This window comes from Clostridioides sp. ZZV14-6150, assembly GCF_020657875.1.
GTDB lineage: Bacteria > Bacillota > Clostridia > Peptostreptococcales > Peptostreptococcaceae > Clostridioides.
Genome location: NZ_JAGWDA010000004.1, coordinates 106676 through 132142 on the forward strand (window position 1 = coordinate 106676; position 25467 = coordinate 132142).

25 protein-coding genes are annotated in these 25467 nt (G+C 27.0%); 8 read left to right on the forward strand and 17 right to left on the reverse strand.

The annotated features are described in order from the left end of the window. The first annotated feature begins 6 nt into the window (after positions 1-6). Together KGF41_RS06630 and KGF41_RS06635 are read left to right on the forward strand one after the other, a co-directional pair. Entirely contained in the window at positions 7-513 is a 507-nt protein-coding gene (locus KGF41_RS06630) for an ImmA/IrrE family metallo-endopeptidase (protein WP_227827230.1), read from the forward strand. A 709-nt stretch (positions 514-1222) separates the two neighbouring features. Next, on the forward strand, positions 1223-1978 hold the full coding sequence (locus KGF41_RS06635) for a peptidylprolyl isomerase (RefSeq protein ID WP_227827479.1): 756 nt from the start codon (positions 1223-1225) through the stop codon (positions 1976-1978). A 148-nt stretch (positions 1979-2126) separates the two neighbouring features. Here KGF41_RS06635 and KGF41_RS06640 read toward each other — a convergent pair whose 3' ends face one another. The 3 genes from KGF41_RS06640 to KGF41_RS06650 form a co-directional block, all read right to left on the reverse strand. Continuing rightward, positions 2127-2555: a CBS domain-containing protein gene (locus KGF41_RS06640; protein WP_227434263.1), complete on the reverse strand. Its 429-nt coding sequence runs from the start codon at positions 2553-2555 to the stop codon at positions 2127-2129. A 422-nt stretch (positions 2556-2977) separates the two neighbouring features. Continuing rightward, complete coding sequence (locus KGF41_RS06645; protein WP_227434262.1) at positions 2978-3178, reverse strand: cold-shock protein; 201 nt, start codon at positions 3176-3178, stop codon at positions 2978-2980. A gap of 182 nt (positions 3179-3360) precedes the next feature. Then, entirely contained in the window at positions 3361-4515 is a 1155-nt protein-coding gene (locus tag KGF41_RS06650; RefSeq protein ID WP_227827229.1) for an amidase domain-containing protein, read from the reverse strand. Positions 4516-4765: 250 nt separating this feature from the next. Between KGF41_RS06650 and KGF41_RS06655 the strand changes: the two genes are divergently transcribed. Beyond that, positions 4766-5587, forward strand: coding sequence for a pyridoxamine kinase (locus KGF41_RS06655; protein ID WP_227856515.1), 822 nt, complete (start codon positions 4766-4768; stop codon positions 5585-5587). A gap of 74 nt (positions 5588-5661) precedes the next feature. Here the strand turns inward: KGF41_RS06655 and KGF41_RS06660 are convergent, their stop codons facing one another. From KGF41_RS06660 to KGF41_RS06695, 8 genes are all read right to left on the reverse strand, one after another. Continuing rightward, on the reverse strand, positions 5662-7053 hold the full coding sequence (locus tag KGF41_RS06660) for a sensor histidine kinase (protein ID WP_227827227.1): 1392 nt from the start codon (positions 7051-7053) through the stop codon (positions 5662-5664). Between the two features lie 132 nt (positions 7054-7185). Then, positions 7186-7941, reverse strand: coding sequence for a lantibiotic immunity ABC transporter MutG family permease subunit (locus KGF41_RS06665; RefSeq protein WP_227827226.1), 756 nt, complete (start codon positions 7939-7941; stop codon positions 7186-7188). Position 7942: 1 nt separating this feature from the next. After that, on the reverse strand, positions 7943-8662 hold the full coding sequence (locus KGF41_RS06670; RefSeq protein WP_227827225.1) for a lantibiotic immunity ABC transporter MutE/EpiE family permease subunit: 720 nt from the start codon (positions 8660-8662) through the stop codon (positions 7943-7945). Between the two features lies 1 nt (position 8663). Further along, complete coding sequence (locus KGF41_RS06675; protein ID WP_227827224.1) at positions 8664-9371, reverse strand: lantibiotic protection ABC transporter ATP-binding protein; 708 nt, start codon at positions 9369-9371, stop codon at positions 8664-8666. Positions 9372-9498: 127 nt separating this feature from the next. Continuing rightward, positions 9499-10029 carry a hypothetical protein gene (locus KGF41_RS06680; RefSeq protein WP_227827223.1) on the reverse strand — a complete coding sequence of 177 codons (531 nt, stop codon included), beginning with the start codon at positions 10027-10029 and terminating at the stop codon, positions 9499-9501. Positions 10030-10130: 101 nt separating this feature from the next. Next, the gene (locus KGF41_RS06685) at positions 10131-11204 is read right to left on the reverse strand and encodes a DUF4097 family beta strand repeat-containing protein (protein WP_227856516.1); all 1074 of its coding nucleotides are present in this window, start codon (positions 11202-11204) and stop codon (positions 10131-10133) included. Continuing rightward, positions 11197-12123 carry a DUF1700 domain-containing protein gene (locus tag KGF41_RS06690; protein ID WP_227827221.1) on the reverse strand — a complete coding sequence of 309 codons (927 nt, stop codon included), beginning with the start codon at positions 12121-12123 and terminating at the stop codon, positions 11197-11199. The genes KGF41_RS06685 and KGF41_RS06690 overlap by 8 nt, the downstream gene beginning before the upstream one ends. Beyond that, entirely contained in the window at positions 12110-12442 is a 333-nt protein-coding gene (locus KGF41_RS06695; RefSeq protein ID WP_009889116.1) for a PadR family transcriptional regulator, read from the reverse strand. Before KGF41_RS06695 ends, KGF41_RS06690 begins: the two co-directional genes overlap by 14 nt. A 189-nt stretch (positions 12443-12631) precedes the next feature. On the opposite strand from KGF41_RS06695, the gene KGF41_RS06700 reads away from it, so the two are divergent. Beyond that, on the forward strand, positions 12632-13762 hold the full coding sequence (locus tag KGF41_RS06700; protein ID WP_227827220.1) for an MGDG synthase family glycosyltransferase: 1131 nt from the start codon (positions 12632-12634) through the stop codon (positions 13760-13762). Between the two features lie 143 nt (positions 13763-13905). Here the strand turns inward: KGF41_RS06700 and KGF41_RS06705 are convergent, their stop codons facing one another. Next, on the reverse strand, positions 13906-15804 hold the full coding sequence (locus KGF41_RS06705; protein WP_227827219.1) for a glutamine synthetase: 1899 nt from the start codon (positions 15802-15804) through the stop codon (positions 13906-13908). A gap of 313 nt (positions 15805-16117) precedes the next feature. On the opposite strand from KGF41_RS06705, the gene KGF41_RS06710 reads away from it, so the two are divergent. Then, positions 16118-16894: a 3'-5' exonuclease gene (locus KGF41_RS06710; RefSeq protein ID WP_227856517.1), complete on the forward strand. Its 777-nt coding sequence runs from the start codon at positions 16118-16120 to the stop codon at positions 16892-16894. A 92-nt stretch (positions 16895-16986) separates the two neighbouring features. On the opposite strand, the gene KGF41_RS06715 is transcribed toward KGF41_RS06710, so the two are convergent. Both KGF41_RS06715 and galT read right to left on the reverse strand, forming a co-directional pair. Further along, positions 16987-17739 (reverse strand): exodeoxyribonuclease III, encoded by a 753-nt coding sequence (locus KGF41_RS06715; RefSeq protein WP_227827478.1) that lies wholly within the window; start codon positions 17737-17739, stop codon positions 16987-16989. Positions 17740-17874: 135 nt separating this feature from the next. After that, positions 17875-18825 carry a galactose-1-phosphate uridylyltransferase gene (gene galT, locus KGF41_RS06720; protein WP_227827217.1) on the reverse strand — a complete coding sequence of 317 codons (951 nt, stop codon included), beginning with the start codon at positions 18823-18825 and terminating at the stop codon, positions 17875-17877. A 374-nt stretch (positions 18826-19199) separates the two neighbouring features. Between galT and KGF41_RS06725 the strand changes: the two genes are divergently transcribed. After that, entirely contained in the window at positions 19200-20396 is a 1197-nt protein-coding gene (locus tag KGF41_RS06725) for a pyridoxal phosphate-dependent aminotransferase (RefSeq protein WP_227827216.1), read from the forward strand. A gap of 87 nt (positions 20397-20483) precedes the next feature. Here the strand turns inward: KGF41_RS06725 and KGF41_RS06730 are convergent, their stop codons facing one another. The 3 genes from KGF41_RS06730 to KGF41_RS06740 all read right to left on the reverse strand — a co-directional run bounded on the left by KGF41_RS06730 (position 20484) and on the right by KGF41_RS06740 (position 23744). After that, entirely contained in the window at positions 20484-20936 is a 453-nt protein-coding gene (locus KGF41_RS06730) for a MarR family winged helix-turn-helix transcriptional regulator (RefSeq protein ID WP_227827215.1), read from the reverse strand. A gap of 310 nt (positions 20937-21246) precedes the next feature. Next, entirely contained in the window at positions 21247-22692 is a 1446-nt protein-coding gene (gene purB, locus KGF41_RS06735) for an adenylosuccinate lyase (protein WP_227827214.1), read from the reverse strand. A gap of 140 nt (positions 22693-22832) precedes the next feature. Further along, positions 22833-23744, reverse strand: a complete 912-nt coding sequence (locus KGF41_RS06740; protein WP_227827477.1) for a tyrosine-type recombinase/integrase — start codon at positions 23742-23744, stop codon at positions 22833-22835. A 255-nt stretch (positions 23745-23999) separates the two neighbouring features. On the opposite strand from KGF41_RS06740, the gene KGF41_RS06745 reads away from it, so the two are divergent. Further along, positions 24000-24824 carry an undecaprenyl-diphosphate phosphatase gene (locus KGF41_RS06745; protein WP_227827213.1) on the forward strand — a complete coding sequence of 275 codons (825 nt, stop codon included), beginning with the start codon at positions 24000-24002 and terminating at the stop codon, positions 24822-24824. A 39-nt stretch (positions 24825-24863) separates the two neighbouring features. Then, positions 24864-25394: a signal peptidase I gene (gene lepB, locus KGF41_RS06750; protein WP_227827212.1), complete on the forward strand. Its 531-nt coding sequence runs from the start codon at positions 24864-24866 to the stop codon at positions 25392-25394. The last annotated feature ends 73 nt before the right edge of the window (positions 25395-25467 follow it).

The window sequence follows — 25467 nt, forward strand, 5'->3', positions numbered from 1 at the left end:
ATTTTTATGAATAATTTGGATAAACTTTTTGAATTAGCTTCTCAAGAAGAGATAGTAATTCATTATACCACTCATATTGCAGGTGACTTAGAAGGATTATATATAAACAAACATGGTATAAAAGTTATATCATTACTCAATAACTTAAAACAAAATACCAATAAACTTACATCCATATTAGCAGAGGAACTTGGACATCATTTCACTAGTTTTGGATACTATATATCCTCTTATAACGATTATTACACAAAAATCATTATAGACAAATGTGAAAATAAAGCTTTAAAATGGGCTTGTGAATTTTTAATTACAGAAGAAGATATAATAAATATAATTAATTCTGGTATTACTTGTGTTTATGAAATGGCTGACATACTTAATGTAGATATCAAATTTTTTCAAAAAAGATTGGAATTCTTATCATTAAAAAAACAAGCTTTACCACTTGGTAATGATAAATATCTTGTATTAACTAATTTGCCATATTTCTACATATTTGATCCAATTTCATAATAAAATGGTAGTGATTTTAATTGACTTAATAGCAAAAATCTATATATTTATTTTAGCAAATTTTGGTTTCTATAAACTCAATATTAATATATAATAATGATAGCACATTATTTAAAATTCTAAAAACAAATACATGCTTTTTTAAGAAAGGTTGTTTGATGAATGTATAAAGAAAAGTTTTTTGATAATTATTTTAAGTTCTTAGCACTATTTTTTTGGCCAATTATGTGGTATAAGTGGATAGTAATTTCAAATGGTACCCTTGAAAATACATTATTTACTGCTTATACAATTGTTGCAATTATTTACATCATTTTATATTCAAGATTTATAATAAAATATAAAGACATTACACAAATAGATTTCTTTTACAGGATAAGCACTTTACTTGCATTTATGTTTACTCTTTTTAGTTTTTTAATATATCCAAAGAGTTTATTTTTCTTGTATCTAAAGATAGTTTTTACTGGAATATATTTTTATTATTCAATAGTAAAAACACTTAAATTTAAACATGAAGAAGGAATAGTGGGAATTATGGCCTCAATTCTATTGATTGTAATCACCTTGTTCTATTAAATCTAAGTCTATTTGACTTAATATGACTTTAAATGTTAGACATATACATCGTTTTCTGATATTATTTAAGTTGGTAGCTTTATATTAATAATGAAATACACTATAAAAGGAGTTAACTATTATGGAAAATATGGAAAAACAAGTTTTAGTAACAGTTGGAGAAAAAGAGATAACTAATATCGATATTGAAAATGCATTAAAATCATTAGACCCTTATCAAGCAATGCAATTTAAAACTGAAGAAGGAAAAAAACATTTATTAAATGATTTAGTAAACCAAGAACTATTCTTCTTAGATGCTAAGGAAGAAAAATTAGATGAAGAAGAAGTATTTAAATTAGAAATGAAAAAGATAGAAGCAAATGTATTAAAGCAATTTGCTATAAATAAAGTTTTATCTAGTGTTGATGTAACAGAAGATGAAAAAGTAAAATTCTTTGAAGCTAATAAGAGCTCTTTTTCTAAACCAGAAAGCGCAACTGCTAAACATATACTAGTAGATAGTGATGAAAAAGCTAAAGAAATACTTGCTCAAATAAAATCAGAAGAAATATCTTTTGAAGATGCTGCTATTAAACATTCTTCTTGCCCATCTAAAGATATGGGTGGTGATTTAGGAACATTCGGTAGAGGACAAATGGTTCCTGAGTTTGAAGAAGCTGTATTCTCTATGGCTAAAGGTGAAGTAAGTGAGCCAGTTAAAACTCAATTTGGATACCATATAATAAAGTTAGAAGACCTTCAAGAAAGTACAGAATCTACATTTGATGAAGTTGAAGCTGAAGTTGAAAAAAGTTTATTATACCAAAAACAAAATGAAGTTTATGGAAATAAAATAAATGCTCTTAACGCTAAATATGGAAATCTTGTAAAATACAACGACTAATAATAAAACAACAGATAAAAAAAGCTGTCTTATCTATAATTCTTAGAAAAGACAGCTTTTATATTAAAGTTTAAGAATTTAATTTCATATTATTATTCTTTTATTACAAAGAATAGAAGTAGAAACTTGAAAAGTTTCAAAAAATTTTCTAATTATCATCTGCTAAATTTTTATATCCACGTATTATCTCATAACAATAACCTATTACATCTCTTCTTTTTATTATTCCAATAAATGTATCTTGGTCATCTATAACAGGAATAAAATTTTGATTTAAAGATTTTATTACTAAATCTTCAATGTCTGCATTGATGGAAACAGGAGAATTATCCATTTTTCTATTGATATCTGTTACTGGAACATCTTCCAATCCTTTTAGGTCCAGATTTAAGTCGTTTTTTAATGTCCATAAAAAATCACCTTCTGTTATAGTTCCAATATATTTACCCTCTTTGCTTATTATTGGAATCGCAGAGTATTTGTGATATTCCATTTTTTCTAGGGCTTGCCTTATAGTGTAGTCTTCATATATATATGCTACTTCACTTTTTGGTGTTAGAAAGAATAATATGTTCATTACACTACCCACCGTTACCGAAAACTTACAAATATTATCCAATATTTATAATGTTACTTTTTTGCAGTAACTTTCTCCTTTCTCATTTTCTAAGTATTTTTTAGATACTATACGCTGTAACAAGCGTTTTTCTTTTAATAGCTTTAAATGTCTATGCTTTATTAATATTTTTGTATGGTCTATCAGCGTCACTTATTCTTTTTATAGAAAATTAACTAGAGATTAATTGACTTAAACTTAGCCATAATAATTTTACTCTACACTATTAATTTTAACATATTTATCTTATTATTAATGCCTTTATTTTAATAATTTTAATTTATTTTGAAATTAATTTAGTTTCCAAAAAACTGAAAAAACCGCTAAACGATTAGCGGCTTATCTGTCATATTACTAGAATACTAATATATATGAATTTTTAATTATAATCTAACTACATTAGCAGCTTGAGGACCTTTAGCTCCATCTACTACTTCGAATTCAACACTTTGTCCTTCTTCTAATGATTTGTATCCATCTCCTGTTATAGCTGAGAAATGTACGAAAACATCTCCTTCACCTTCTACAGATATAAATCCAAATCCTTTTTCATTGTTAAACCATTTAACTACACCAGTTTTCATTAATAAATCCTCCTAAAAAAACACAATTATTTAGCTACTATTTCCTGTAACCTTATTACTACTTTATCACATATAGCTATGTTTGTCAATTATTATTATTTTTATACATTAATAAGCATTTTTTTTAATTTATAATATTAAATCATTGTTATCTTTTATACTTTATTTTTCTTTATACATTTTTAATAGTTTATTTTTATTATATGGAATCTTATAGATTTATCACTCCAACCTAAATCCCATGGCACAAGCATTCTATCAGTATTATGACAGGTTACCAAAGGATATCCTCTTGAATCCAATCCTGTTACAGTTGAAACATGTGTTATTCTACCTTTTTTTTCATATCCTACAAAATCTCCAGGACGTAGATTATAAGCTTCTTTGTAAACATCTTCGTAAGAACCTTTAGCTATTAATGAGCCTCTTCCACTATAGAGAGCATAATTTTTAAAAGCTTGTGCATTTACCCATGCTTTTGTTCCTGCTCTTTCACTATAATTCCAAATTGAATTTTTCTTAAACTTTCCACTTTCAAACATTATCTGTGATGCAAAGTTGGCACAATCTCCACCTTCTGGATTATAATCTCTATAATTTGGATTAAACTTCATACCATGTTCTTCGTCTGCTGCTGCTCCACAGTATTTATGTGCATAATCTATAGCCTTCTTTTGCTCCTCTGTGAGCTGTAGCTCTACAGCATTTTGTTGACCAATATAGCTTCTTATATCATCAGATTTTATATTTTCTAAATTTAAAGAATCTGCAAAAGGGTCTGTATACCACTCTTTAGTTATGACATATTGATTATCTATGATTTTTACATTTAGATAATGATATGTACCTATTCTAAATGCATTTTCTTTGTCCTTTTGATTTTCATATGAGTACTTATACTCAGTTGATACAGAACATATTATGCCATATAAGTCTTTTTCTTTTTCTTTTATTTTTTTAACTTTGACTCTTGTTTTTATATCTTTAAACTTTACACCTTGTTTACTAGACCAATTTTCTAAATACTTCATCTTTTTTACTTCATTTTCATAAGCCCAAAGACCAAACTTTTTTTCTGTCTCATAAAGGCCTTTTAAAATATTTTCATTTTTCTCCAATATTGCCTTATTTCTGTAGTCAAATAAATTTTCAAGCAATAGCTTATACTGGTCTTTTACATCATCACCTTCAACAGTAGCAGATTCTATAACTTTTTCTTTCATATTTTTCATACTTAAATCATTAATTAAAAATACACCTGCTGTAGTAGCTAAAGATAAAAATACAAATGCCATTATACCTTTGATGTACTTATTTTTATTTTTCAGTATTTTCAAAGCTACACCTCCCAAATAGTACACCTTACGAATAAATTCACAAAAAAGCTGTTATTATATACAATAATTTTCATATTTAATAATTCTCTATCTTATTATGTCCAATATTAAAAATTAATTGTATTGATACACTGTTTTTTTTACAAATTTTTATTTTATAATCTACTTTTTTCTTTTTTTTATAGTAATATATATGTATATAAATATTTTGTTATCATTATGATTAATACATACTAATGGAGGGTTTTTTATGCAAAAAAAAGTCGCAGCAATTAATGACTTATCTGGAATAGGAAAATGTTCATTATCAGTTGCTATACCTATACTTTCAGCATTAAAGGTTCAATGTTGTCCATTTCCAACAGCTATACTTTCAAGTCAAACTGGTTATCCTGAGTTTACATTTTTAGATTGTACTGATGAGATGGTAAAATATTCAACTGTTTGGAAAAATTTAAAAGTCAACTTTGACAGTATATATAGTGGTTTTTTAGGTTCAAAACATCAAATTGAAATAGTGGCAAATTTTATAAATGATTATCCAAATGCTTTTATTGTAGTTGACCCTGTAATGGGTGATAATGGAATTATGTATCCAATCTTTACAGAAAAAATGAGACATGAAATTAAAGAATTAGTTAGACATTCAGATTTAACTACTCCTAATTTAACAGAAGCCTGTTTCTTAACTGGAAATGACTATACAAAAAAGGATTATAATAGAGATGAACTTATAAATATTGCAAAGTCTGTATCTTCTTTAGGACCTAGTAAGGTTGTAATCACAGGCATATTAGAAGATGATAATATATTAAATTTAGCTTATGATAGAGATACTGACCATGTATTTTTTACATCAGTTAAATACAATAATTGCTCTTATAGTGGAACAGGAGACATATTTACATCTATACTTTGTGGTATGTTAGTGAATAAACATGATTTGGGAATGGCTGTTAATACAGCAACTGACTTTATATATAAAACTATAAATTACACATCTCAATTTGATACCAATAGAAATGATGGGGTTATGTTTGAAAACTTTTTATCAGATTTAACTAGTATATAAAATTCAAAAAAATTATCCATTTTGCAAATACCTATAATATAAAATTTAGGTGTTTAAAAAATGGATATTATTTATTAAATTATTGGTATTTCAATTGTTACCATGGCACCACCAGTTTTTATAGAGTTTTCAATATACAAAGTCCCATCATGTTTTTGGACAATATTATTTACAATGTATAGACCCATACCGTAATGAGATTTAGAGTTCCTACTTAAATCACCTGTATAAAATTGTTCTTTAGCTTTTGATAAATCTTCCTTAGAAAAACCTCTTCCACAATCTGTAATTACAAATTTTAAGTATCTTTGATTTACTAATACATCAAAATATAAATTACTTTGATTTGTTGAATAATCAATAGCATTTGAAATTATATTCATAATAGCTCTAAATAATAATTCTCTATCTATTATTATATTCTTAGGTAAATCATCTTGCTTATAAAATTCCACACTTAAACTTTTTGTACTGGAGAGTGCTTCTATTTGCACCAAAACATCCTCTATAAATTTATCAATATTAATACTTTCTTTATTAATCATATAACCTTTATCTGCTTTAGATATGTATATTAGAGTATTAATATATTTTTCTATCTGAGTAGCGCTATTTGCTATATATTCCATATATTCTAATAGCTCAGCATTTTCATTTATTTCAATTAATAAATCAGTATTTCCATGTATAATGGTTAATGGTGTCTTTATATCATGTGCTAATGCAGATATCTGTTCTTTTCGAGTTTCTTCCAGTCTCCACTGCTTTTCTAAAGAATCTTTTAATGCTAACTTCATTTTTTCTATAGAAAAAAGAACATTGTCAATTTCATAAATATCACTAGACTCTATTGTAAAATCTAAATCTTGCTGTTGTATTTTTTCTGTAGCATTTTTCAAAAGGTCCATTTTTGCATTAATTTTTTTACCAAAGGATTTTGATAGTATAACCATTTCAATAAAAAATGCTATAACAAAAATAATAATCCCTAATACTTCTGGTTTTGGTAAATATTTTCTTAAAGCTGGAGAATTAAATTCTGATACTATATCATATCTTATTATACATACTTCATTTGGTCTAAAAAGTTTTATATAATTGTCTGACGAATGGCCGCTTTTTACTTCGATACCTTTCATTAAATTCCAGGTTTCTTTTGCTTCTTCATTATTAAAAGTTCCTGAAGTTAATCTACCATCTAAAGTATAGATTCCATAATCACAAAAATCTGGTATTATATCTTTAGTTACTTTTTCACTTGAAATAATTTCATCTTTATATTTATAGATTTGCTTTTCTGCATAATTGGATGGCAATACTACTCCTAATGATAATAACACAGAAAACAAAAATACTAAAAGAATTCCCAAAGTAATTGTTATAACAAAGAATACAGATAAATATCTTACAAAAATAGTTCTTAACTTTACAACTTTTTTATTATTAAACTTTTTTTCCCAAAACATTCGTATCATATCCTCCAAACAGTTTAATTAACAAATAAACAACTATGTATCTGATTATTTTTATCTCTTTTATGCTATCAAATTATACTATAATATAATAATACAAATAATCTAAATAAACAATTAGTTATTTTATTCTTCAGATTTCTTACCTTCCCATTTAGAAAACCAAATACATAAAATTACAAATGCAAAAATAGTTGCAAAACCACAAATTAAACCTATTAACTGAAACTCTTGAATGGATTCAATTTCTTTAGAACTTGAAAAAGATGCCCAAACACTTACAAATCTAACGCCCCATGCACAAGGAATATATTGCCATATACCATCTCCTAGTCCAGTTAGTAATAGTGCTGAGAGTAAAGTTTCCACTATACCTACTCCAATTGATGCTCCTTTTCCAAATCTCAAACTTAAGAATAAATGTAATATATATTCAAATAGATTACTTCCAACTAAAATTAAAATTGAAATCATATAAAAACTTAGTGTAAAAAGATTATCATTAAAAATAGTATTTATACCAAATTTAAAACCTAAAACAGAAACTAATGTTGCTCCAAAACCAAGGCATATTAAAATTATATATTTACTCATGAGTGTAAGGTATTTTGGATTAGATGCTGTTAGTATATGCTTATAATTTCCTGAGTAATATTCTTGTTCAACACACATTGAACACATAATACTTGATAATAAAGGAAAAGCTATAGCTATAACTTGTAAATATACTACTATCTTTGATATACTATCATAACCTGAAATATTGTAATATCCTAAAAATAAGCCTATTCCTACTAATACAATACAAAAGTGTATTAGTACTATGTAAGTTCTTTTTAGTTTTATCAAGTCAGAATTAAATAGTCTTATTAGTTGTGCCATATTATTTCACCTCTCTATTTTTAAACCAAACACTTGTAGCTAAAGTAAATAATATAAATAAAACAATAGATATTAATATCCCTGGTAAAATAACATTAGTACTTAAAAGTTCATTCCCTTCTGGTACAGGAAGCCCATTTGGTAAAATATGCAATACCGCAGCCATTAATCTTGATGGAATTGAATATGGAAATAAGTACCATGAACTTGTAGTTGAAAAAACAGCTACTCCAAGCACAGTGAAAAACATATTTATTAAAACTGTAATAAACAAACCAAATTTTGAAGCTAAAAACATACAAAGTGGAATTTGCCACATAAATAGTAAGATAAGTACTATAGTTCCAATAATATTTTGATTTATTAAAATAGTTTTCTTATAAACTACTCCAATAAAAACTATCCCTATCATGAAAATAATTGAAGATATACAAAGTATAATGGTACAATAAAGTATTTTTCCAGTCCAGATATTTTTTTTGTCAACTGGCAATGACAAGACACCTTGATACTTCTTTTTTTCATCTTTTTGTACTACTAAAGAACAAATTAAAGTTATTGCTCCTGGAAGAAACATAGTATACCACCAATTGTAAGTACCATTTTGTCCTCCACCTAGTCCAAAACAGATAAGTATAGAAAATATTGGGGCTATCCAAGACAATCTCATTCCAAAAGTTCTTTTCATCTTTTGGAACTCTGCTCTAACAAATCTTTCCATCTTACTTACCTCTCTTTCTATTTTCAGCTACAACTTTCATAAAAAGTTCTTCTAAATTTTGTTCTTTTGATACTTCTCCTTGATACCCTATTACTCCATTAGAAATTATTCCAATTTCATCTACAACTTGCTCAACCTCAGACAAAATATGACTTGATAAAATAACTGTAATTCCTTGCTTTGGAAAAGAACGAATCAATTCTCTAAGTTCTTCAATTCCAATAGGGTCAAGTCCATTTGTAGGCTCATCTAAGATTAAAAGTTTTGGGTGATTTAATAATGCGATAGCAATACCAAGACGCTGCTTCATACCTAGAGAAAACTGACCTGAACGCTTTTTAAAAGTATCTCTTAAATCAACAATCTCTAAAACTTCTTCAATGCGAGAGTCAGGAAGACCAAGTAATGTAGTATGAACTTTTAGATTCTCTCTTGCTGTTAAATTCTCATATATAGCAGGTGATTCAATAAGAGACCCAATGTTTGCTAAGTCTTTTCTAGTCCATCTATGACCTTCAAATAATATCTTTCCAGAAGTGGGGTTTAAAATCCCTGTTATCATTTTTAATAAAGTAGATTTCCCTGCTCCATTTGGTCCTAATAATCCATAAATAGAATTATGTTTAATTGCAATTGAAATATTATTAACTGCAGCCTGCTCCTTAAATTTTTTAGAAACTCCTTTTACCTCCAAAATATAATTACTCATAATTTTCATCCTTTCTTTTGTCAAACTTATTTACAAGAATCATTTTAAATCATAAATATAAGGATTTTATAAGGATTAAAAAATTATAAAAAAAAATGATGTGCTTTTAAATAAAACACATCATTTCTTATGTTAACTCTATTAATTCTCCATTGTAGTATATCTCTACTTCTTCAACCCAAATACTATTATCATCTTCTTGAATGACATTTTTGATAATATTATTTATAGTATATATTATATTTTGTTCATTTAAATAATCCTCTTTCCAAGAAACTCTCCCCTTTTCATCAGGTTCAACTAAGTTTATCTTTACTAGACTATCTTTTTCCTGAACTTCAACTTCCATATCTAAACCATTAAAATACTCATGTGATAAAGTATCTAAGATTAACTGTAGTTTATCTTTTAATGTACTTTCTTCATCTATTTGCAAGTATTTTACTATCTTTTCATCCTTTGAAACTATCTCTATAGGTATTTTAGCTGTTTTTTTAGGATTAATTGTATCAGTTTCTTCTTTGATGTCTTCACCTTTCTTTACAACTGCAGAATCTCTAGAATCAACCAATTCTACTTTGTCAACTTTATAATCCATACATGCTGTACTCAATAAAGTAGTAGCAATTATTAAAAAACTTACTGCTATTTTATTCATAAGTATCCCTCTCCCAATTCTATTTCGATACTTATTATACCATAGTATAGACTATATTTTTATACTTTTAGGTCAATTTATTAATTATAGTAATAAATTATTTACATTTCTAATTTATTTGAATTTATTTTTATAGTATACTCTTGTTCTAAATTCGACAAGTTTTCATTTAAAAGCCCTTTTATTTCTCTTATATTTTTATATGAGTTATGATTTTCTTCACTGTGTTCATATCCATCTGAACTATCACTGTAGTCTTCTGCTTCATCATTAATATCTTCTATTCTTTCTTTAGACTTTATGTCGCAATTAAACTTATACTTATTTACTGGTAGAGTAAGACTTACTTTAGAATTTGGAACATCTATATCTAAATTTTTAGCAATTGGAAAATCACAATATATGCTAAAGTTGTTATCATAATGCGAATTCCTACCTATTTTTTCCTTTATGTTTATATTTTCAGGTATATATTGTTCTACATTATTGACAAATATGTCTTCATATTCTGAAGATATATCTAATGATTCTGATTCTATATTTACGTTTTTAACACCTAAAACTGATTTTGTAGATAATTCAAGATTATTACTAGATATTAAATTTAATGTATCTAGCTTATTTATATTATTTTCAGTTATAACTCTCTCAAATCTTCCATAAGAACTCTTATATGTTATATTATTTGAAGCTACATTATCATATACTAATAGAGAAGAATCTACACTTGATACATTTATATCTACATTATTTGGTACATAGATTACTATTTCCCTATAATCTCCTGAAAACATACTATTTATAGATGTATTAAATAATTGGTCAAAATTTTTAATTTTTTTAACACGATTTTCATATTTTCGTTCACCTTTTACAACTAATGTCTTATCCTTTAAAGTTACATTATATTTGTAAAACTCATTATTTCCCCTTGTTGTCACACGTACATCTTCACTTGAGTGTCTCTTTATCGTAACATTTATATTGTCAACAGATACATCTAACTTGTCAATATTTACTTTTTCTTGATAAAGTTTATTTTCTTTTTTAAATTCAGCTTCTTTTTCGAGTCCAAAGTTTATTAAACTTGGCATAACTAAAATCCCTGACCATGTTGTTCCAATTATACCTATTACTAATAAAACCGCAGCAAATATGGCAAGTTTCTTATTCATGTTTATCTTCTCCTTTCTTATCATCTATCTCTTCAAAATCTTTATACATTGACTCAAAATTTATGCTATCATCATTGTAATTATCAGATTCCTTTATATCTTCTTTTTCTATATTGTAATAATCATCATATAAATCTTCATCACTATCTTTATTCAAATCTTTCTCACTTAAAGTATCTTTATTTCTTTTTTCCATCTTTTCATTTGCATTTATATAAATGTTTTTTCTCTTTATCCAATTTATATAACTACTTAACAATTGTTTGCCTAACTTTATAACAAACAGTAAAATTTGCCATGCCAGTATCTCTAAACCTATAAATGCTATAGTCGCAAATATACAAAACATTGTAACATCTGGAACCATTGAAATAAATTTAATTACAAATGGAATTGATATGACAAAAGCAATCAATGTACATACTAACCCAATAGCAACTGAAATAATAGCACATACAAATGCAAATGCTGGAATAATCAATAATAAGGATAAAAATACTAATAAAATCTTTATAGCTTCTCTAGATACTCCTACAACACCTTCTTCTATACTTGGAGTAAGTTTATCATTTACTCTTTCTTTCGATTTATTGTATTTTTCTTTAGCTTCATCTTTTAAAATAGAATATCCCTTTTTCATATCTAACTTGAATTTACTAAACTTATCATTTAAAATATCTGTGTTTATTATTTTTTCATCTTCAATGTTTTTTTCTTTCGTCTGTAGAATAAGTTCTCTTGCTATAGATTTTGGTGAACCAAGTGATGATATTATCTCCATATCACTCTTTCCTTCTATAATCCCATCTACAAAATATTCTTCATAATCTCTCAATATATCATTAACTTCGCTCTCAGAAAAATCCTTTCTTAGATAATCCTTTAAAATTTCCAGAAACTCAGTTTTATTCAAGTTCATTACCTCCCTCATCTTCACTTATTAAAATCTCAACAGCCTTTACAAATTCTCTCCATTCTTCCATCAAATTGGATAAGTTTTCTTTTCCTAGTGAAGTTATTCTATAGTATTTTCTAGCAGGACCCTCATTAGATTCTAGTATATATGTTTCAAAATACAAATCTTTTGTCAGTCTTCTTAGAATAGGATATATCGTTCCTTCATTTACATCTATTACTTTAGAAATATTATGTACTATTTCATATCCATACATATCTTTTTTAGATATTAGCGCGAGTACACAAATTTCTAAGACACCCTTTCTAAATTGTGTGTTCATATACTCCATCCTTTCTTTAAATACACAGTATTGTGTTTTACAAGGTACTATGTTAAAACTTCTTATGCTTTCATAATAACACAGTACTATGTTTTACACAATAGTTATTTTTTAATATTATTATTGATTAAATTCTTCTGTAAATGTATAATACTCTAATCAGATATATTTTATGAAAGTGGTGATAAATTGTCTAAAACAAAAGAAGATAAAACTATATTAATCTTAACAGCTCAATTTGGTGCTGGTCATATAAGTGCTGCAAAAGCAGTTAAGGAATGTATCATTGAAAAATATAGTAATTACAATGTTGTTATACAAAACTTTATAAATGCAAGTATCCCTATGATGAATAAGCCTATGGTGAAGCTTTATGAAAACAATACAAAATATACTCCTGGATTATATAATTATTATTACTATTTTAAGAAATCGTTTGACTCAAGACATGATTTCTCTCATAAATTATATACACCTAAACTTTCTGAGTATATTTCTGATATAAATCCAGATTTGATTATCTCTACATTTCCACTAGCAGCTGCTTGTGTAAATAATTTTAAGATAAAAAATCCTGACATAAATATACCCACATTGACAGTTATTACAGATGTTGTAGACAGTATGGAATGGGTTTTTGAAAATACAGATTTATATTTTGTTCCATCTCCAGAGATAAAAAATAGATTTTTTCAAAAAGGAATAAACCCAGATTCCATAAAAGTTACTGGAGTTCCTGTAGATAAGAGATTCCAGATTGAAAGTAAAGAACCTTGTTATGGAAAATATAGATTATTGCTTTTAGGAGGAGGAAGAGGTCTATTTGATATAGATGAGGATTTTATGCATTGGATAGATGACTTTATTGAAGAACATATTAATTCCATAGAGATTACAATAGTTACAGGTAAAAATAAAAAACTATATGATAATTTAACTCATAAAAAACCTCTAAAAAATATAAAAGTACTTGGATTTGTAAATGATATGTACAATCTAATAGAAGAATGTGACTTAATGTTGACTAAACCTGGAGGAGCAACTATATTTGAAGCAATCCAGTCTCAAACTCCAGTGCTCGTAAAAATGCCAAAAGTTGGTCAAGAAATTGAAAATGCCAAATTTATAATAGATAAGGGTCTTGGAATGATTTACAGCGATGACCTAGACCTAAAAAATATATTTTATAAGTTAGTGTCAAATGAATTTGATTCTATAATAAATTTTATGAAAAAGAATCTAGAAGAATTTAAAACAGTCATTCATCCAGATGAAATTGCTGATTATATATCAGAATTAATAGATAATCAATATAATTAATTTAGATTAATTTTATTGTAAAACTTAAAATCAAAAATTAAAGGCAATTGAGTATGGTTTTTACATTTGAGATTTAACTCAAAATGATTTAATCATACTCAATTGCCTTTATAATATCAAAATCAAATTATTATTATTTTATCTTAATATATATTTTTCTTGTATTGCATATATAATTGTTGTATTTCTTCCATGCTTCTCTTTAGTTCTATTTGTAAATCCGAAGCTGTTTGATAATCTTTATTTTCTACAGCTTCTCTTACTCTAGTAAATAGTGATTCTCTAGTTAAAGTATCTTTCATAATATTAAACTTTAAGTCTGATATTGAATTCCAAACTACTTCATCAAGTGCATCCATATTTTCTTTTGTGTGTACTTTTACAATACTTCTTATCTTTTGAATTCCCGCTTCTATTATTCTAGTTTTTAATTTTTTTTGCCACTTATCTATTGCCCCAACTTTAAATGATTCTATTATGCTATCAGTAAATACATCCCCTTGTTTTAAAGATTTTAATTTAGAAGCATATATCTCTAGATTTTTCATATTTTCATAAACTGTTGCTGGAGGTGTTCCAAATCTTGCATTTCTTTCTTCTAAATTATAATGTTCAAATACATCATTTTCATCTCTATATGCTCTGTCTTTTTCTAAATAGAAACTTTCTTCTCCCACATTTTTAGATAATTCTTTTTCTAGTTCTTTAGTACTAAGTCCACTCTTAGCTGCTGCTTTTATACCATCTAACATTGTTTGATAACATCCTGCTATTACTAGATAAGTATTAGATAGAGGACTTGGTGATCTTAACTCAAATCTTACAGTCTTTGGATTCTTTATATCTCTTATTAACCCAACAAGTACTGACCTATTTCTAGATGGCATTTCATAACTATGACCTAAAGATGTAACTATACATACAGGTGCTTCAAATCCAGGAACTAGTCTATTAAATCCATCATTAGAAGCTGTTACAATTGGATTTAATACTTCATAATTATAAAGAAGTCCCATAAGAGCTCCATACCCTAATTCACTTAGATAATCTTCTTTTAAATCTTTTGGAGCAAATAAGTTTTTGCTACTTCCATCTTTTAATTTTGCACTTACTCCTACATGTGTATGACCACCACTTCCTGCAACTCCATGAATTGGCTTTGCTTTAAATGTGACTTCTAATCCATGTGATGTAAATACATCTTCTATAACATCTCTTACTAATAATTCATTATCTGCCGCTTGTAATGGTGTAGAAAACTTCCAAGAAACCTCTAATTGCTCCATAGCATGGTTTGTCTTTCCATCTATACTTATAGAACTTTGAATTCCACCAACCTCTTTATGAGCCATTTCAGGGCTTACACCTAGCTTTTGAAGTATTATTAAACTTTGTTCTAGACAAGTTCTTATAATACCATGAGTTCTTTTCCAGTATTGTTCTTTTAAGCTTTGTGATACATATAATTTTTCTAAGTCAGCCTTATCTTCAGGAGTATTAACCCAAAATTCAAGTTCTGTAGCTGCTGTTAACATTATTTCTTCTATATCATCTACTGAGTTTATTCCTATATTGTTTATTACATGTGGATATTCTCTAAATATTTCAAACATAGATTTCTTAAAATATTTATCTGCTTTTTGAAGAATTCCCCTAGAACATACTTTTTTATTATCATGTATTAGAAATGCAGGTATCTTTAATGTTCCTACAGGTAATCCTGCTTCTTCATCTATGTATTCCATATTGTAATCTACATACCAATGACAACTTTTATCTGGCATTAAGTCTACTTTTGCATTATTTAGTGTTGCTATATTATAAAGCTCAACACTTGAACCATCAGTTTGTATAGCTGATTCTAAGAATTTATCTATATCCTCTAAAAATAATTCTACAGGAATTTTTTCGTCTGTTGCATTTCCTCCTAAGTCAACACCCATTAAAGAAACGAATCTTATGTTTTTATTGCTCTTTAGGATTTCTCTTATCTCTTCATTGGTATGCTTATCTTTCTCTATTACATATAATAAACTCTCCATCTTTTCACTCTCCTATGATTTTTGTGTAAATTTTATTTTATTAAATATACAAGATAGAATTCATTTTTCCTTATGTTTATGAATTTTTCTTGCAAAACATTCGTGTTTTATTCGTGTTTTTATTTATATTATTATATATCAAGTACAAAAAGTTCGCAATATTTTTTCTTGGAAAAATATTATACATACAATAGTTTAACATTTTTATAAATATGGGGTATACTAAAATAAAAGTATTTTTGTTTAAAAATTTAATTTAGCTTATAATATAATCTATACTAGTAATAATACAAAAATTTAGGAGATAAACTTTATGGAATACATAATTTTCGATTTGGAATTCAACCAAGGCTTTGACAAAAAACTCAATAAAACTGTGTCCAATGAAAAATGTCCTTTTGAAATTATACAATTAGGAGCAATTAAACTGGATTCTAAATTTAATATAGTAGATACATTTAATAGCTATATTAAACCTACACTATACAAGGCAATGCACCCTTTTATTAGTCGTATGACTAATATTAAAGACTCTGATTTTAACAATTCGCCTACTTTTCCTGAGGTTTACAACAATTTCATAAAATTTATAGCATCACACGACCCTATACTATGTGTTTGGGGAGTTGGAGATTTAAAGGAATTATACAGAAATATCAATTATCATAAGCTAGCATCAGATATTTTACCTAAGTCTTATATTAATATTCAACAACATGCATCTAAATATTTTAATAATCCAGCAGGAAAAAGTATTGGCTTGCAAAATGCTATTTCTATATTGGAACTTGATGAAAAAATGTCTTATCACAATGCTTTAAATGATGCATACTATACATCGAAGGTTTTTATTAAGATATACAATCCAAGTATAGTACCTGATATATATGTATATACAAATATTAAATCTAAATCTATAAAGTATTCTAATAAAAAAAGAGTTGACTATGATAAATTGTTTGATGAGTTCAAGAAAATTCTAAATCGCGATTTGACTAAAGATGAGAAAAAAATTATTAATTTAGCTTACAACATGGGAAAAACAAATCAATTTGAATTAGAAAATTGTAAACAAGGAAAAAATAAGTGAAATTTATCTAGGTTAAAAACAGGCATGTAGATTAAAAGAATAATTAACTTTAAATTTACATCTACAGCCCAATTTTTATCCTTATGAAACTTCTATCTTATCTCTAATTCTACTGGACAATGGTCTGACCCCAATACCTCAGTGTGTATATTTACATTTGTCAATCTATCTTCTAATTTTTTAGATGCACAAAAATAATCTATTCTCCATCCAGCGTTATTTTTTCTTGCATTAAATCTATATGACCACCAACTATACACTCCTTCTTTATCAGGATTAAAGTATCTATATGTGTCTATAAATCCACTATCTAATAATTTAGAGAATTTTTCTCTTTCTTCCTTTGTAAAACCTGCGTTCTTTGTGTTGTTTTTAGGATTTTTCAAGTCTATTTCTTTATGTGCCACATTCATATCTCCACACACTATTACAGGCTTATAATTATCTAATTTAACCAAATAATCTATAAAGTCATCTTCCCATCTAGTTCTATATTCTAATCTCTTTAACTCAGATTGAGAATTTGGAGTATATACAGTAACAAAATAAAAATCTTCAAATTCTAAAGTTATAACTCTACCTTCTTTATCATGTTCTTCTATATTTATTCCATACATTACTTTTAAAGGCTCTTTTTTGGTAAATATAGCAGTACCTGAATAACCTTTTCGCTCTGCATAATTCCAGTATTGAAAATAACCCGGCAAATCTAACTCTATTTGCCCTTCCTGTAATTTAGTCTCTTGTAGACAAAATATATCTGCATCAATATCTCTAAAAAAGTCTAAAAATCCTTTCCCTACACATGCTCTTATCCCATTAACATTCCACGATATAAATTTCATATTCCACTCCTCATCTAAATAGTAATTTTCTATTAGTTTTTTCATTTATTTTTCTATTTGTTTTTATTTTAACATTGATATACTATAATTTTATTTTAAAATTATTATTTCTTTAATACCTAAAAAGTACATCCTTTAATCAAATTTTAATTTTTTTGTTAATTCTTCAGGATTCATTGAAGAAACATACATATTTGTTCCAAGTTCAAATCCTCCAAGGTTATACTTTCTTGGTATTATGTGCATATGAACATTAAAGTATGATTTTGTTTCAATTTTTGTTGGATGAGTATGGATACACAAGTTAAATGGCATATATCCATTTATATTATATAATTTTTTAAATAACTTTTCGAATATCATAGAAAGCTCTTTTATATTATTATCTGTTAATTCATCAAACTTTATGCTGTCTTTAAATATTACTCTTACTTCTCCACTGTACTTAGTTGCATATGGTATAATTACTAAAAAAGCATCTCCATTATAAACCACTCTTTTATTTAAACTTATTTCATTTTCTACCAAGTCATTATACAAAGAGCTTTTATTGCTATCATAATACTCTTTTGAAACCAACAACTCATTTGTAATTTCAGGTGGAATAAAAGACATAGATAGTATTTGAGCATGTGGATGCATCAAAGATGCTCCAGCCTTTCTCAAGAAATTTTTAAAAATACTCACATATTCTACTTTGTCATCTTTCGACAAACGTTTAAATCTATTTCTATACATAAAAAAAACATCTTCAAATTCTTTTTGATTCATATTGTAAAAACTGCTGTTATGTTTATTACTTTCTATCATTACCTCATGAATACCATATATATCTCTTGCCAAATCATCAATTATAGGAAATTTATTATATATGGATTTTACAAGCCAACCTTCATCACCTTTTATTTCAAATAGTGTATCCGTTGCATAAACTTCATTTCCCTTACAAAATGGGCATCCTTCATCGTATTCATTAGTTTCTTCTTCATCATTTGGTACATCAATTGTATCTAATGGCCTTTTCAACCTATCAGTAGCAAATATAACAACATCATTAGTAATTGGATCTATTCTTAATTCTCTCATAATTAACACCTCTTAGTTAATAGCCTTTAATATAATTATATGATATTTATTGTATCTGTTAAATAAATTTATAATATTTTTTATAATTTTACATATTTAGTATTATGTATTTTAATTTTGTAATACAAAAAAATTATAACTAATATATACATATATTATCATACTATAAATAAGTTTATGTACATATAATTTATTAGTATAAATACGAGTATTTCACTCTAATTTGTTAAAAGTTTATTTTAAAGCTATATTAATTTTTTTTGATGATTTTTACCTATAAGTATGTTATTATTATCTTGTAAAGATGTCTTGTATTCCAATATACAATTTACATAATACAATATACGTATTTAAATTAAATAGGGGGTATTAAAATGAATTATTCAAACAGAGTTAGTGCAATGCAAGCCTCTCCAATCAGAAAACTTGTTCCATTTGCACAAGCAGCAAAAGATAAAGGAATCAAAGTATATCACTTAAATATAGGTCAACCAGACATAAAAACTCCTCAAGGGTTTTTTGATGCTGTTAAAAACTTTGATAGCGAAGTTTTAGAATATGCTACTTCTGAAGGTATTCCAGAATTATTAGAAGCACTTCAAAATTACTACAAAACTTACAATATGGATTTTGAAAAAGATGAATTATTAGTAACTAATGGTGGTAGTGAAGCTTTACTTTTCACTATGATGGCTGTTTGTGACCCAGGAGATAATTTATTAGTTCCAGAACCATTCTATACTAACTACAATGGATTTGGTCAATGTGTAAACGTAGAAGTTAATGCTGTTACAACAAAAGCAGAAAACGGTTTCCACCTTCCATCAAAAGAAGAAATAGCTTCTAAGGTAGATGATAGAACTAAAGCTATAATTCTTTCTAACCCAGGAAATCCAACTGGTGCAATTTATACAAAAGAAGAACTTAATATCCTAGCTGAAATAGCTAAAGAAAAAAATCTATGGATAATAGCAGACGAAGTTTATAGAGAATTTGTTTATGATGGACTTGAATACACTAGCTGTGGTAACTTAGAAGGTGTACAAGACAGAGTTATAATAATAGACAGTGTTTCTAAGAGATACAGTGCTTGTGGTGCTAGAATTGGTTCTATCGCTTGTAAAAATAAAGGTCTTATCGCTCAAATACTTAAATTATGCCAAGGAAGACTTTGTGTTCCTACATTAGAACAAATAGGAGCTGTTGAATTATACAAAACTCCAGTTTCTTACTTCAAAGAAGTTAATGAAGAATACAAAAAAAGAAGAGATGTATTATACAATGAATTAATGAAAGTTGAAGGTGTTATCTGTAAAAAACCAACTGGTGCATTCTATATAGTTGCTAAATTACCAGTTGAAAATGCAGAAGATTTCACAATCTGGATGTTAAAAGAGTTCAGTAAAAATAATGAAACTGTTATGGTTTGCCCTGCTGAAGGATTCTATGCTACTCCAGGTTTAGGACGTGACGAAATAAGATTAGCTTACATCTTAAATGAAACTGACCTTCATAGAGCTGCTACATTATTAAAAGAAGGTTTAGAGCAATATGTAGCTTTACACAAATAAATTTTAAAAGTTTACCTTATGTAAATTTTATTAGATAAAAAATCCCCTTTTCAACCAATATTTGAAAAGGGGATTTTTCATAGTTTCCTATTTAAATTCATCTTTATTTAATATATACTGAAGAGTATTTATTGCTCCTAGATAGTTCTTTCTATCTTCTTCAGTTAGTCTAGAAAGCTTTTCTTCCAATCCATCACTTAATTTATCCATAAAATCAGAAGCTATCTTATCTCCTTCTTCTGTAATGTCAATTAAATACTTTCTTCTATCAACTAAATCTCTTTCTCTTGTTACATATTTTTTTTCTGTTAAATCATCTACCATACTAGTTAGACTGCCTTTTTCTATATTTAATTTAGAGCATAAATCAGTCATGCTTATTACTCCATAATTTCTTATAAATACTAATGCTCTCAATTGTGTTTTATTTACATTATAGTCTGGTGCGAATTTTTTTAGGTCTTCTAAATATAAACTAGAATAAATCTTAGGAAATGTTTTTACCAAAAAACTTATAGTATCTTTTACTACGTATTTCATACAATCACCTCGGTTGTTTTAAAATTTATTAAATTATCTAACTAACTTTATTTCAGTTTACATTAAAAATATTGCAAGTACAATAGTTTTTGAATAATGATTAAATTTAATTAGTAATCTTATTATTTTTCTTGTTTTTAATTATATTTTTCTGATTAAATATTATTTATATAGCTATTTTATTGAATTCATGATATAGTAAATAAGGAAGAACTCTTCACAGCGGTGAAGAGCAGACGCTAGCCCATTAAAATGGCTATCTTATTTATAAATAAGATAGCCGTTTTTAATTATATTTTATCTATAAAACTTACACTCTTAAATCCACATCTACTTTTCCTAAATCTTCTTTATAATCTTTTATAGTTGGTTCTACAACTTCATTTACAAATTCTACAACTTGTTCTGGAGCTCTACCTATAAATTTTTTTGGGTCCATTATAGATAATATTTCTTCCTTGCTCATTTTAAATGAATCATCATTCATTATAAGCTCAATTAAATTATTATCTTTTCCTTCATGTTTAACTCTATAAGCAGCTTTCATAGAATATTCTCTTATTATCTCATGTAATTCCTGTCTATCTCCACCTCTTTTTACAGCTTCCATAAGTATTGTTTCTGTAGCCATAAAAGGAAGTTCTTCATTTACACGTTTATTTATCATATTTTCATATACTACTAACCCATCAGTTACATTTATACCTATTTCAAGTATAGCATCTGCTGCCATAAAAGCTTGAGGTATAGCTAATCTTTTATTGGCTGAGTCATCTAATGTTCTCTCTAACCATTGAGTAGCCTGTACCATTGCAGGGCTTATAGATTCAGATATTATATATTTAGATAAAGAAGCTATTCTTTCACTTCTCATTGGATTTCTTTTATAGGCCATTGCTGATGAACCTATTTGATTTTTTTCAAATGGCTCTTCTAATTCTTTTAGACTTTGTAAAAGTCTTATATCATTAGTCATTTTATGCATACTTTGAGCTATTCCTGATAATACACTTATTACTTGATAGTCTAGCTTTCTAGTATATGTTTGTCCACTTACTGCATAAGAAGAACTATATCCCATTTTTTTACAAATTTTCTTATCTAACTCTTTTACTTTTTCATGGTCTCCTTCAAATAAACTTAAAAAACTTGCTTGAGTCCCAGTAGTCCCTTTAACTCCTCTTAATTTCATATTATCTATTCTATAATTTAAGTCTTCTAAATCAAGGATTAAATCTTGAGCCCACAAACAAGCTCTTTTCCCTACTGTTGTAAGTTGTGCTGCTTGAAAGTGCGTAAAACCAAGAGCTGGCATATCCTTATACTTAAGTGCAAATTCTTTTAAGTTATTTATTAAATTTACAAGCTTTACTCTTAGAAGTTTTAAGGCTTCATTCATTTGTACAACGTCTGTATTATCTCCAACATAAGCAGATGTTGCTCCTAGATGGATGATTCCTTTAGCTTTTTCACATTGTAAACCATACGCTTTTACATGAGACATTACATCATGTCTTACTTCTTTTTCTATTTTTCTAGCTTCATCAAAATTTATATTATCTATATTAGCTCTTAACTCATCTAATTGTTCTTCAGTTATATTGATTCCTAACTCATGCTCACCTTCAGCAAGAGCAACCCATAATCTTCTCCATGTAGAAAATTTAAATTGTGGAGAAAATATATAACTCATATCTTTACTACAGTATCTATCTGTAAGCGGATTTGAGTACGTAGTATATTTGTTATCTATCATTATATTAGCACCTTCCTTAAATCTTTTGTTGTATAGTTATTATGTACATATTAGTACATAAATAATTATATATAATTTTACGAACTATAACAAGACTTTTTTATTTTTTGTTCATATTTATATAGAGTATTTTTTACGTGCTAATACTTTTTATTTATATCTAGATTATCTTTCTCAATTAAATAATCCACAATCTCGCTATCAACAAAATTCAATACATATTTATATCTAATTGCATAGTATTTATCACTCCAGCCAAGTTGATTTTTTACGTCACTCTCATCCGCCCCAAGTCTTAAACTTATTGCTGCAAATGAATGTCTAAAGTCTCTTGCTGAATATTGAGAAAGCCCTGCTAAATCTAATGCTTTTTTTACTATCAATCTGACATTTCTATCTGTTATAGAATTGCTTTTTTGAGTTGTAAAAATAAAATCATCATTAGGTATTATTACTTCTGGAAGTCCAGAATAATTTCTGTAGTCTTCTAAAAGCCTAAAAAAGTATGGATGTAACTTTACTACTCTCTCTTTTCTTCCCTTTCCTAGTCTAACATACGAGTTATCGTTTTCATCTACCATAAGGTCTTTCCACTTTAAGCTAACTAATTCATTTAATAAACACCCAGTAGTAACTAGACAGACTATTATCACTCTATCTCTTATATTCAGTTTTGGTAAAATACCTATAAGCTTATTTATTTCCTGTATGCTTAAAACATCATCCTTTGTCTTTATTCTAGTTACTGTTGGTTTTTCTACATGCCTAAATGGATTTATATCTATATATCCTTCTTTTTTTAAAAAGTTATAAAAACTATGTAAATAACTATATATCTTTTCACAAGTTGATTTTGCATATTTGGTTTGTATATAGTCCACAAAATTTTTACAATCTTCTTTTGTTACATAAATTAATTCTTTTCCTTTTAGAAACTCTTTAAATAACATAACCTTTGATAAATAATCGTGTTTTGTACTTGGGTTTAATTTTGTAGAAAAAACATTAAAAGTTTCATACTCATAATCATCCAATATTTTCGTAATATACATAATAACTCCTTTCCTTTTCATAAAATAAAATAGTTATACTTTTACTATACCATATATTTCCCCTTCATATATACCCCTTATTCAATAGACAAGTTTCAAGTTTATTTTTTTAAATTATGAAGGTTTTATGAAAATATCAATCTTCCATTGTGCACTACACAGTACTGTGGTATTATAAGTTAGTAAAAGGTGGCATATTTTATTAATATTTGAGTAAAATATGCTACTATAAATTTGTATTGGAGGTATTTAAATTTGGAAACATTTAGTTTGCTTGAAGTTTTTAAAGCAGTCATTTTGGGAATAGTTCAAGGAATTACAGAATGGCTACCAGTAAGTAGTACAGGGCATATGATATTAGTTGATGAATTTATAAAATTGAATTTTTCATCTACATTTATAAATACATTTTTAGTTGTAATTCAATTTGGTTCAATATTAGCTGTACTTGTTATATTTTTTAGGAAGTTAAATCCTTTTGATAGTGCAAAGAATACTAAACAAAAAAAAGAAACAGTTCGCTTATGGCTTAAGGTTATAATTGCAGTTATACCATCTGGAGTTATTGGTATACTGTTTGAGGATGATATAGACAGATTATTCTTCAATTCAACAGTAGTTGCAATTGCTCTTATTGTATATGGTATAATAATGATAGGACTTGAAAGTAGAAATAAAAGACCAAAATATAAAGATTTTTCTCAAGTTACATATAAACTAGCTCTTTGTATAGGTTTATTCCAATGTCTAGCTCTTATTCCAGGTACATCTAGATCTGGTTCAACTATAATTGGTGCAGTATTACTTGGTACTTCTAGATATGTAGCAGCAGAATTTTCATTCTTCTTAGCTATTCCTACAATGCTTGGAGCTAGTGCATTAAAACTTTTAAAAGCTGGATTTGGATTTACTGGATTTGAATGGCTTATTTTGGGTGTTGGCTCTGTAGTAGCTTTTATAGTTTCAATCGTAGTTATTAAGTTTTTTATGGATTATATCAAAAAACACGATTTCAAAGTCTTTGGTTATTATAGAATAATTTTGGGTATAGTTGTTCTTGGTTATTTCTTTTTATTCTAAAGTATTTTAATTTAATGACAAATGATAAGGAGAAAAATTATGAGTGTTAAAAAGGAAATATTTGATTGGATTAAGTCAATAGCCATGGCTATTGTACTTGCATTTGTAATATTACAATTTATAAGACCTTCTATTGTTAGTGGAGAATCAATGTATCCTACTTTAGACGATAAAGACTATTTAATTTTAAATAGAATATCATATAAAGTTGGTAAACCTGAAAAAGGTGATATTGTAGTTTTTAAAACTGATTTAGTTGATGGAGATACTGGAAAGAAAAAAGATTTAATAAAGAGAGTTATAGCTACTGAAGGTGATAGTATAAAAATATCCAATTCTAAAGTATATGTAAATGGCAAATTAATAACTGAACCATATATACATAATAATTATACTTCTGGAGATGTAGACACAGTCGTTCCAAAAGGAAAGTTATTTGCAATGGGTGATAATAGAGAAAATAGTAATGATAGTAGATTCCCAGATGTAGGTATGGTTGATGAAGATGAAATTATTGGTAAGGTCATGGTAAGATTATTACCTTTTGATAATATTGGAAAAGTAAGTTAAAAAAATAAGAGACTGAATTGGTAATATTTATTCTACACAATTCAGTCTCTTTTAATTTTTTGAATTCAAAATA

Coding starts and splice junctions, on each gene's coding strand:
- KGF41_RS06630 (WP_227827230.1), top strand. CDS start 7: ATGAATAATTTGGATAAACTTTTTGAATTAGCTTCTCAAGAAGAGATA.
- KGF41_RS06635 (WP_227827479.1), top strand. CDS start 1,223: ATGGAAAAACAAGTTTTAGTAACAGTTGGAGAAAAAGAGATAACTAAT.
- KGF41_RS06640 (WP_227434263.1), bottom strand. CDS start 2,555: ATGAACATATTATTCTTTCTAACACCAAAAAGTGAAGTAGCATATATA.
- KGF41_RS06645 (WP_227434262.1), bottom strand. CDS start 3,178: ATGAAAACTGGTGTAGTTAAATGGTTTAACAATGAAAAAGGATTTGGA.
- KGF41_RS06655 (WP_227856515.1), top strand. CDS start 4,766: ATGCAAAAAAAAGTCGCAGCAATTAATGACTTATCTGGAATAGGAAAA.
- KGF41_RS06660 (WP_227827227.1), bottom strand. CDS start 7,053: ATGTTTTGGGAAAAAAAGTTTAATAATAAAAAAGTTGTAAAGTTAAGA.
- KGF41_RS06665 (WP_227827226.1), bottom strand. CDS start 7,941: ATGGCACAACTAATAAGACTATTTAATTCTGACTTGATAAAACTAAAA.
- KGF41_RS06670 (WP_227827225.1), bottom strand. CDS start 8,662: ATGGAAAGATTTGTTAGAGCAGAGTTCCAAAAGATGAAAAGAACTTTT.
- KGF41_RS06675 (WP_227827224.1), bottom strand. CDS start 9,371: ATGAGTAATTATATTTTGGAGGTAAAAGGAGTTTCTAAAAAATTTAAG.
- KGF41_RS06680 (WP_227827223.1), bottom strand. CDS start 10,029: ATGAATAAAATAGCAGTAAGTTTTTTAATAATTGCTACTACTTTATTG.
- KGF41_RS06685 (WP_227856516.1), bottom strand. CDS start 11,204: ATGAATAAGAAACTTGCCATATTTGCTGCGGTTTTATTAGTAATAGGT.
- KGF41_RS06690 (WP_227827221.1), bottom strand. CDS start 12,123: ATGAACTTGAATAAAACTGAGTTTCTGGAAATTTTAAAGGATTATCTA.
- KGF41_RS06695 (WP_009889116.1), bottom strand. CDS start 12,442: ATGAACACACAATTTAGAAAGGGTGTCTTAGAAATTTGTGTACTCGCG.
- KGF41_RS06705 (WP_227827219.1), bottom strand. CDS start 15,804: ATGGAGAGTTTATTATATGTAATAGAGAAAGATAAGCATACCAATGAA.
- KGF41_RS06710 (WP_227856517.1), top strand. CDS start 16,118: ATGGAATACATAATTTTCGATTTGGAATTCAACCAAGGCTTTGACAAA.
- KGF41_RS06715 (WP_227827478.1), bottom strand. CDS start 17,739: ATGAAATTTATATCGTGGAATGTTAATGGGATAAGAGCATGTGTAGGG.
- galT (WP_227827217.1), bottom strand. CDS start 18,825: ATGAGAGAATTAAGAATAGATCCAATTACTAATGATGTTGTTATATTT.
- KGF41_RS06725 (WP_227827216.1), top strand. CDS start 19,200: ATGAATTATTCAAACAGAGTTAGTGCAATGCAAGCCTCTCCAATCAGA.
- KGF41_RS06730 (WP_227827215.1), bottom strand. CDS start 20,936: ATGAAATACGTAGTAAAAGATACTATAAGTTTTTTGGTAAAAACATTT.
- purB (WP_227827214.1), bottom strand. CDS start 22,692: ATGATAGATAACAAATATACTACGTACTCAAATCCGCTTACAGATAGA.
- KGF41_RS06740 (WP_227827477.1), bottom strand. CDS start 23,744: ATGTATATTACGAAAATATTGGATGATTATGAGTATGAAACTTTTAAT.
- lepB (WP_227827212.1), top strand. CDS start 24,864: ATGAGTGTTAAAAAGGAAATATTTGATTGGATTAAGTCAATAGCCATG.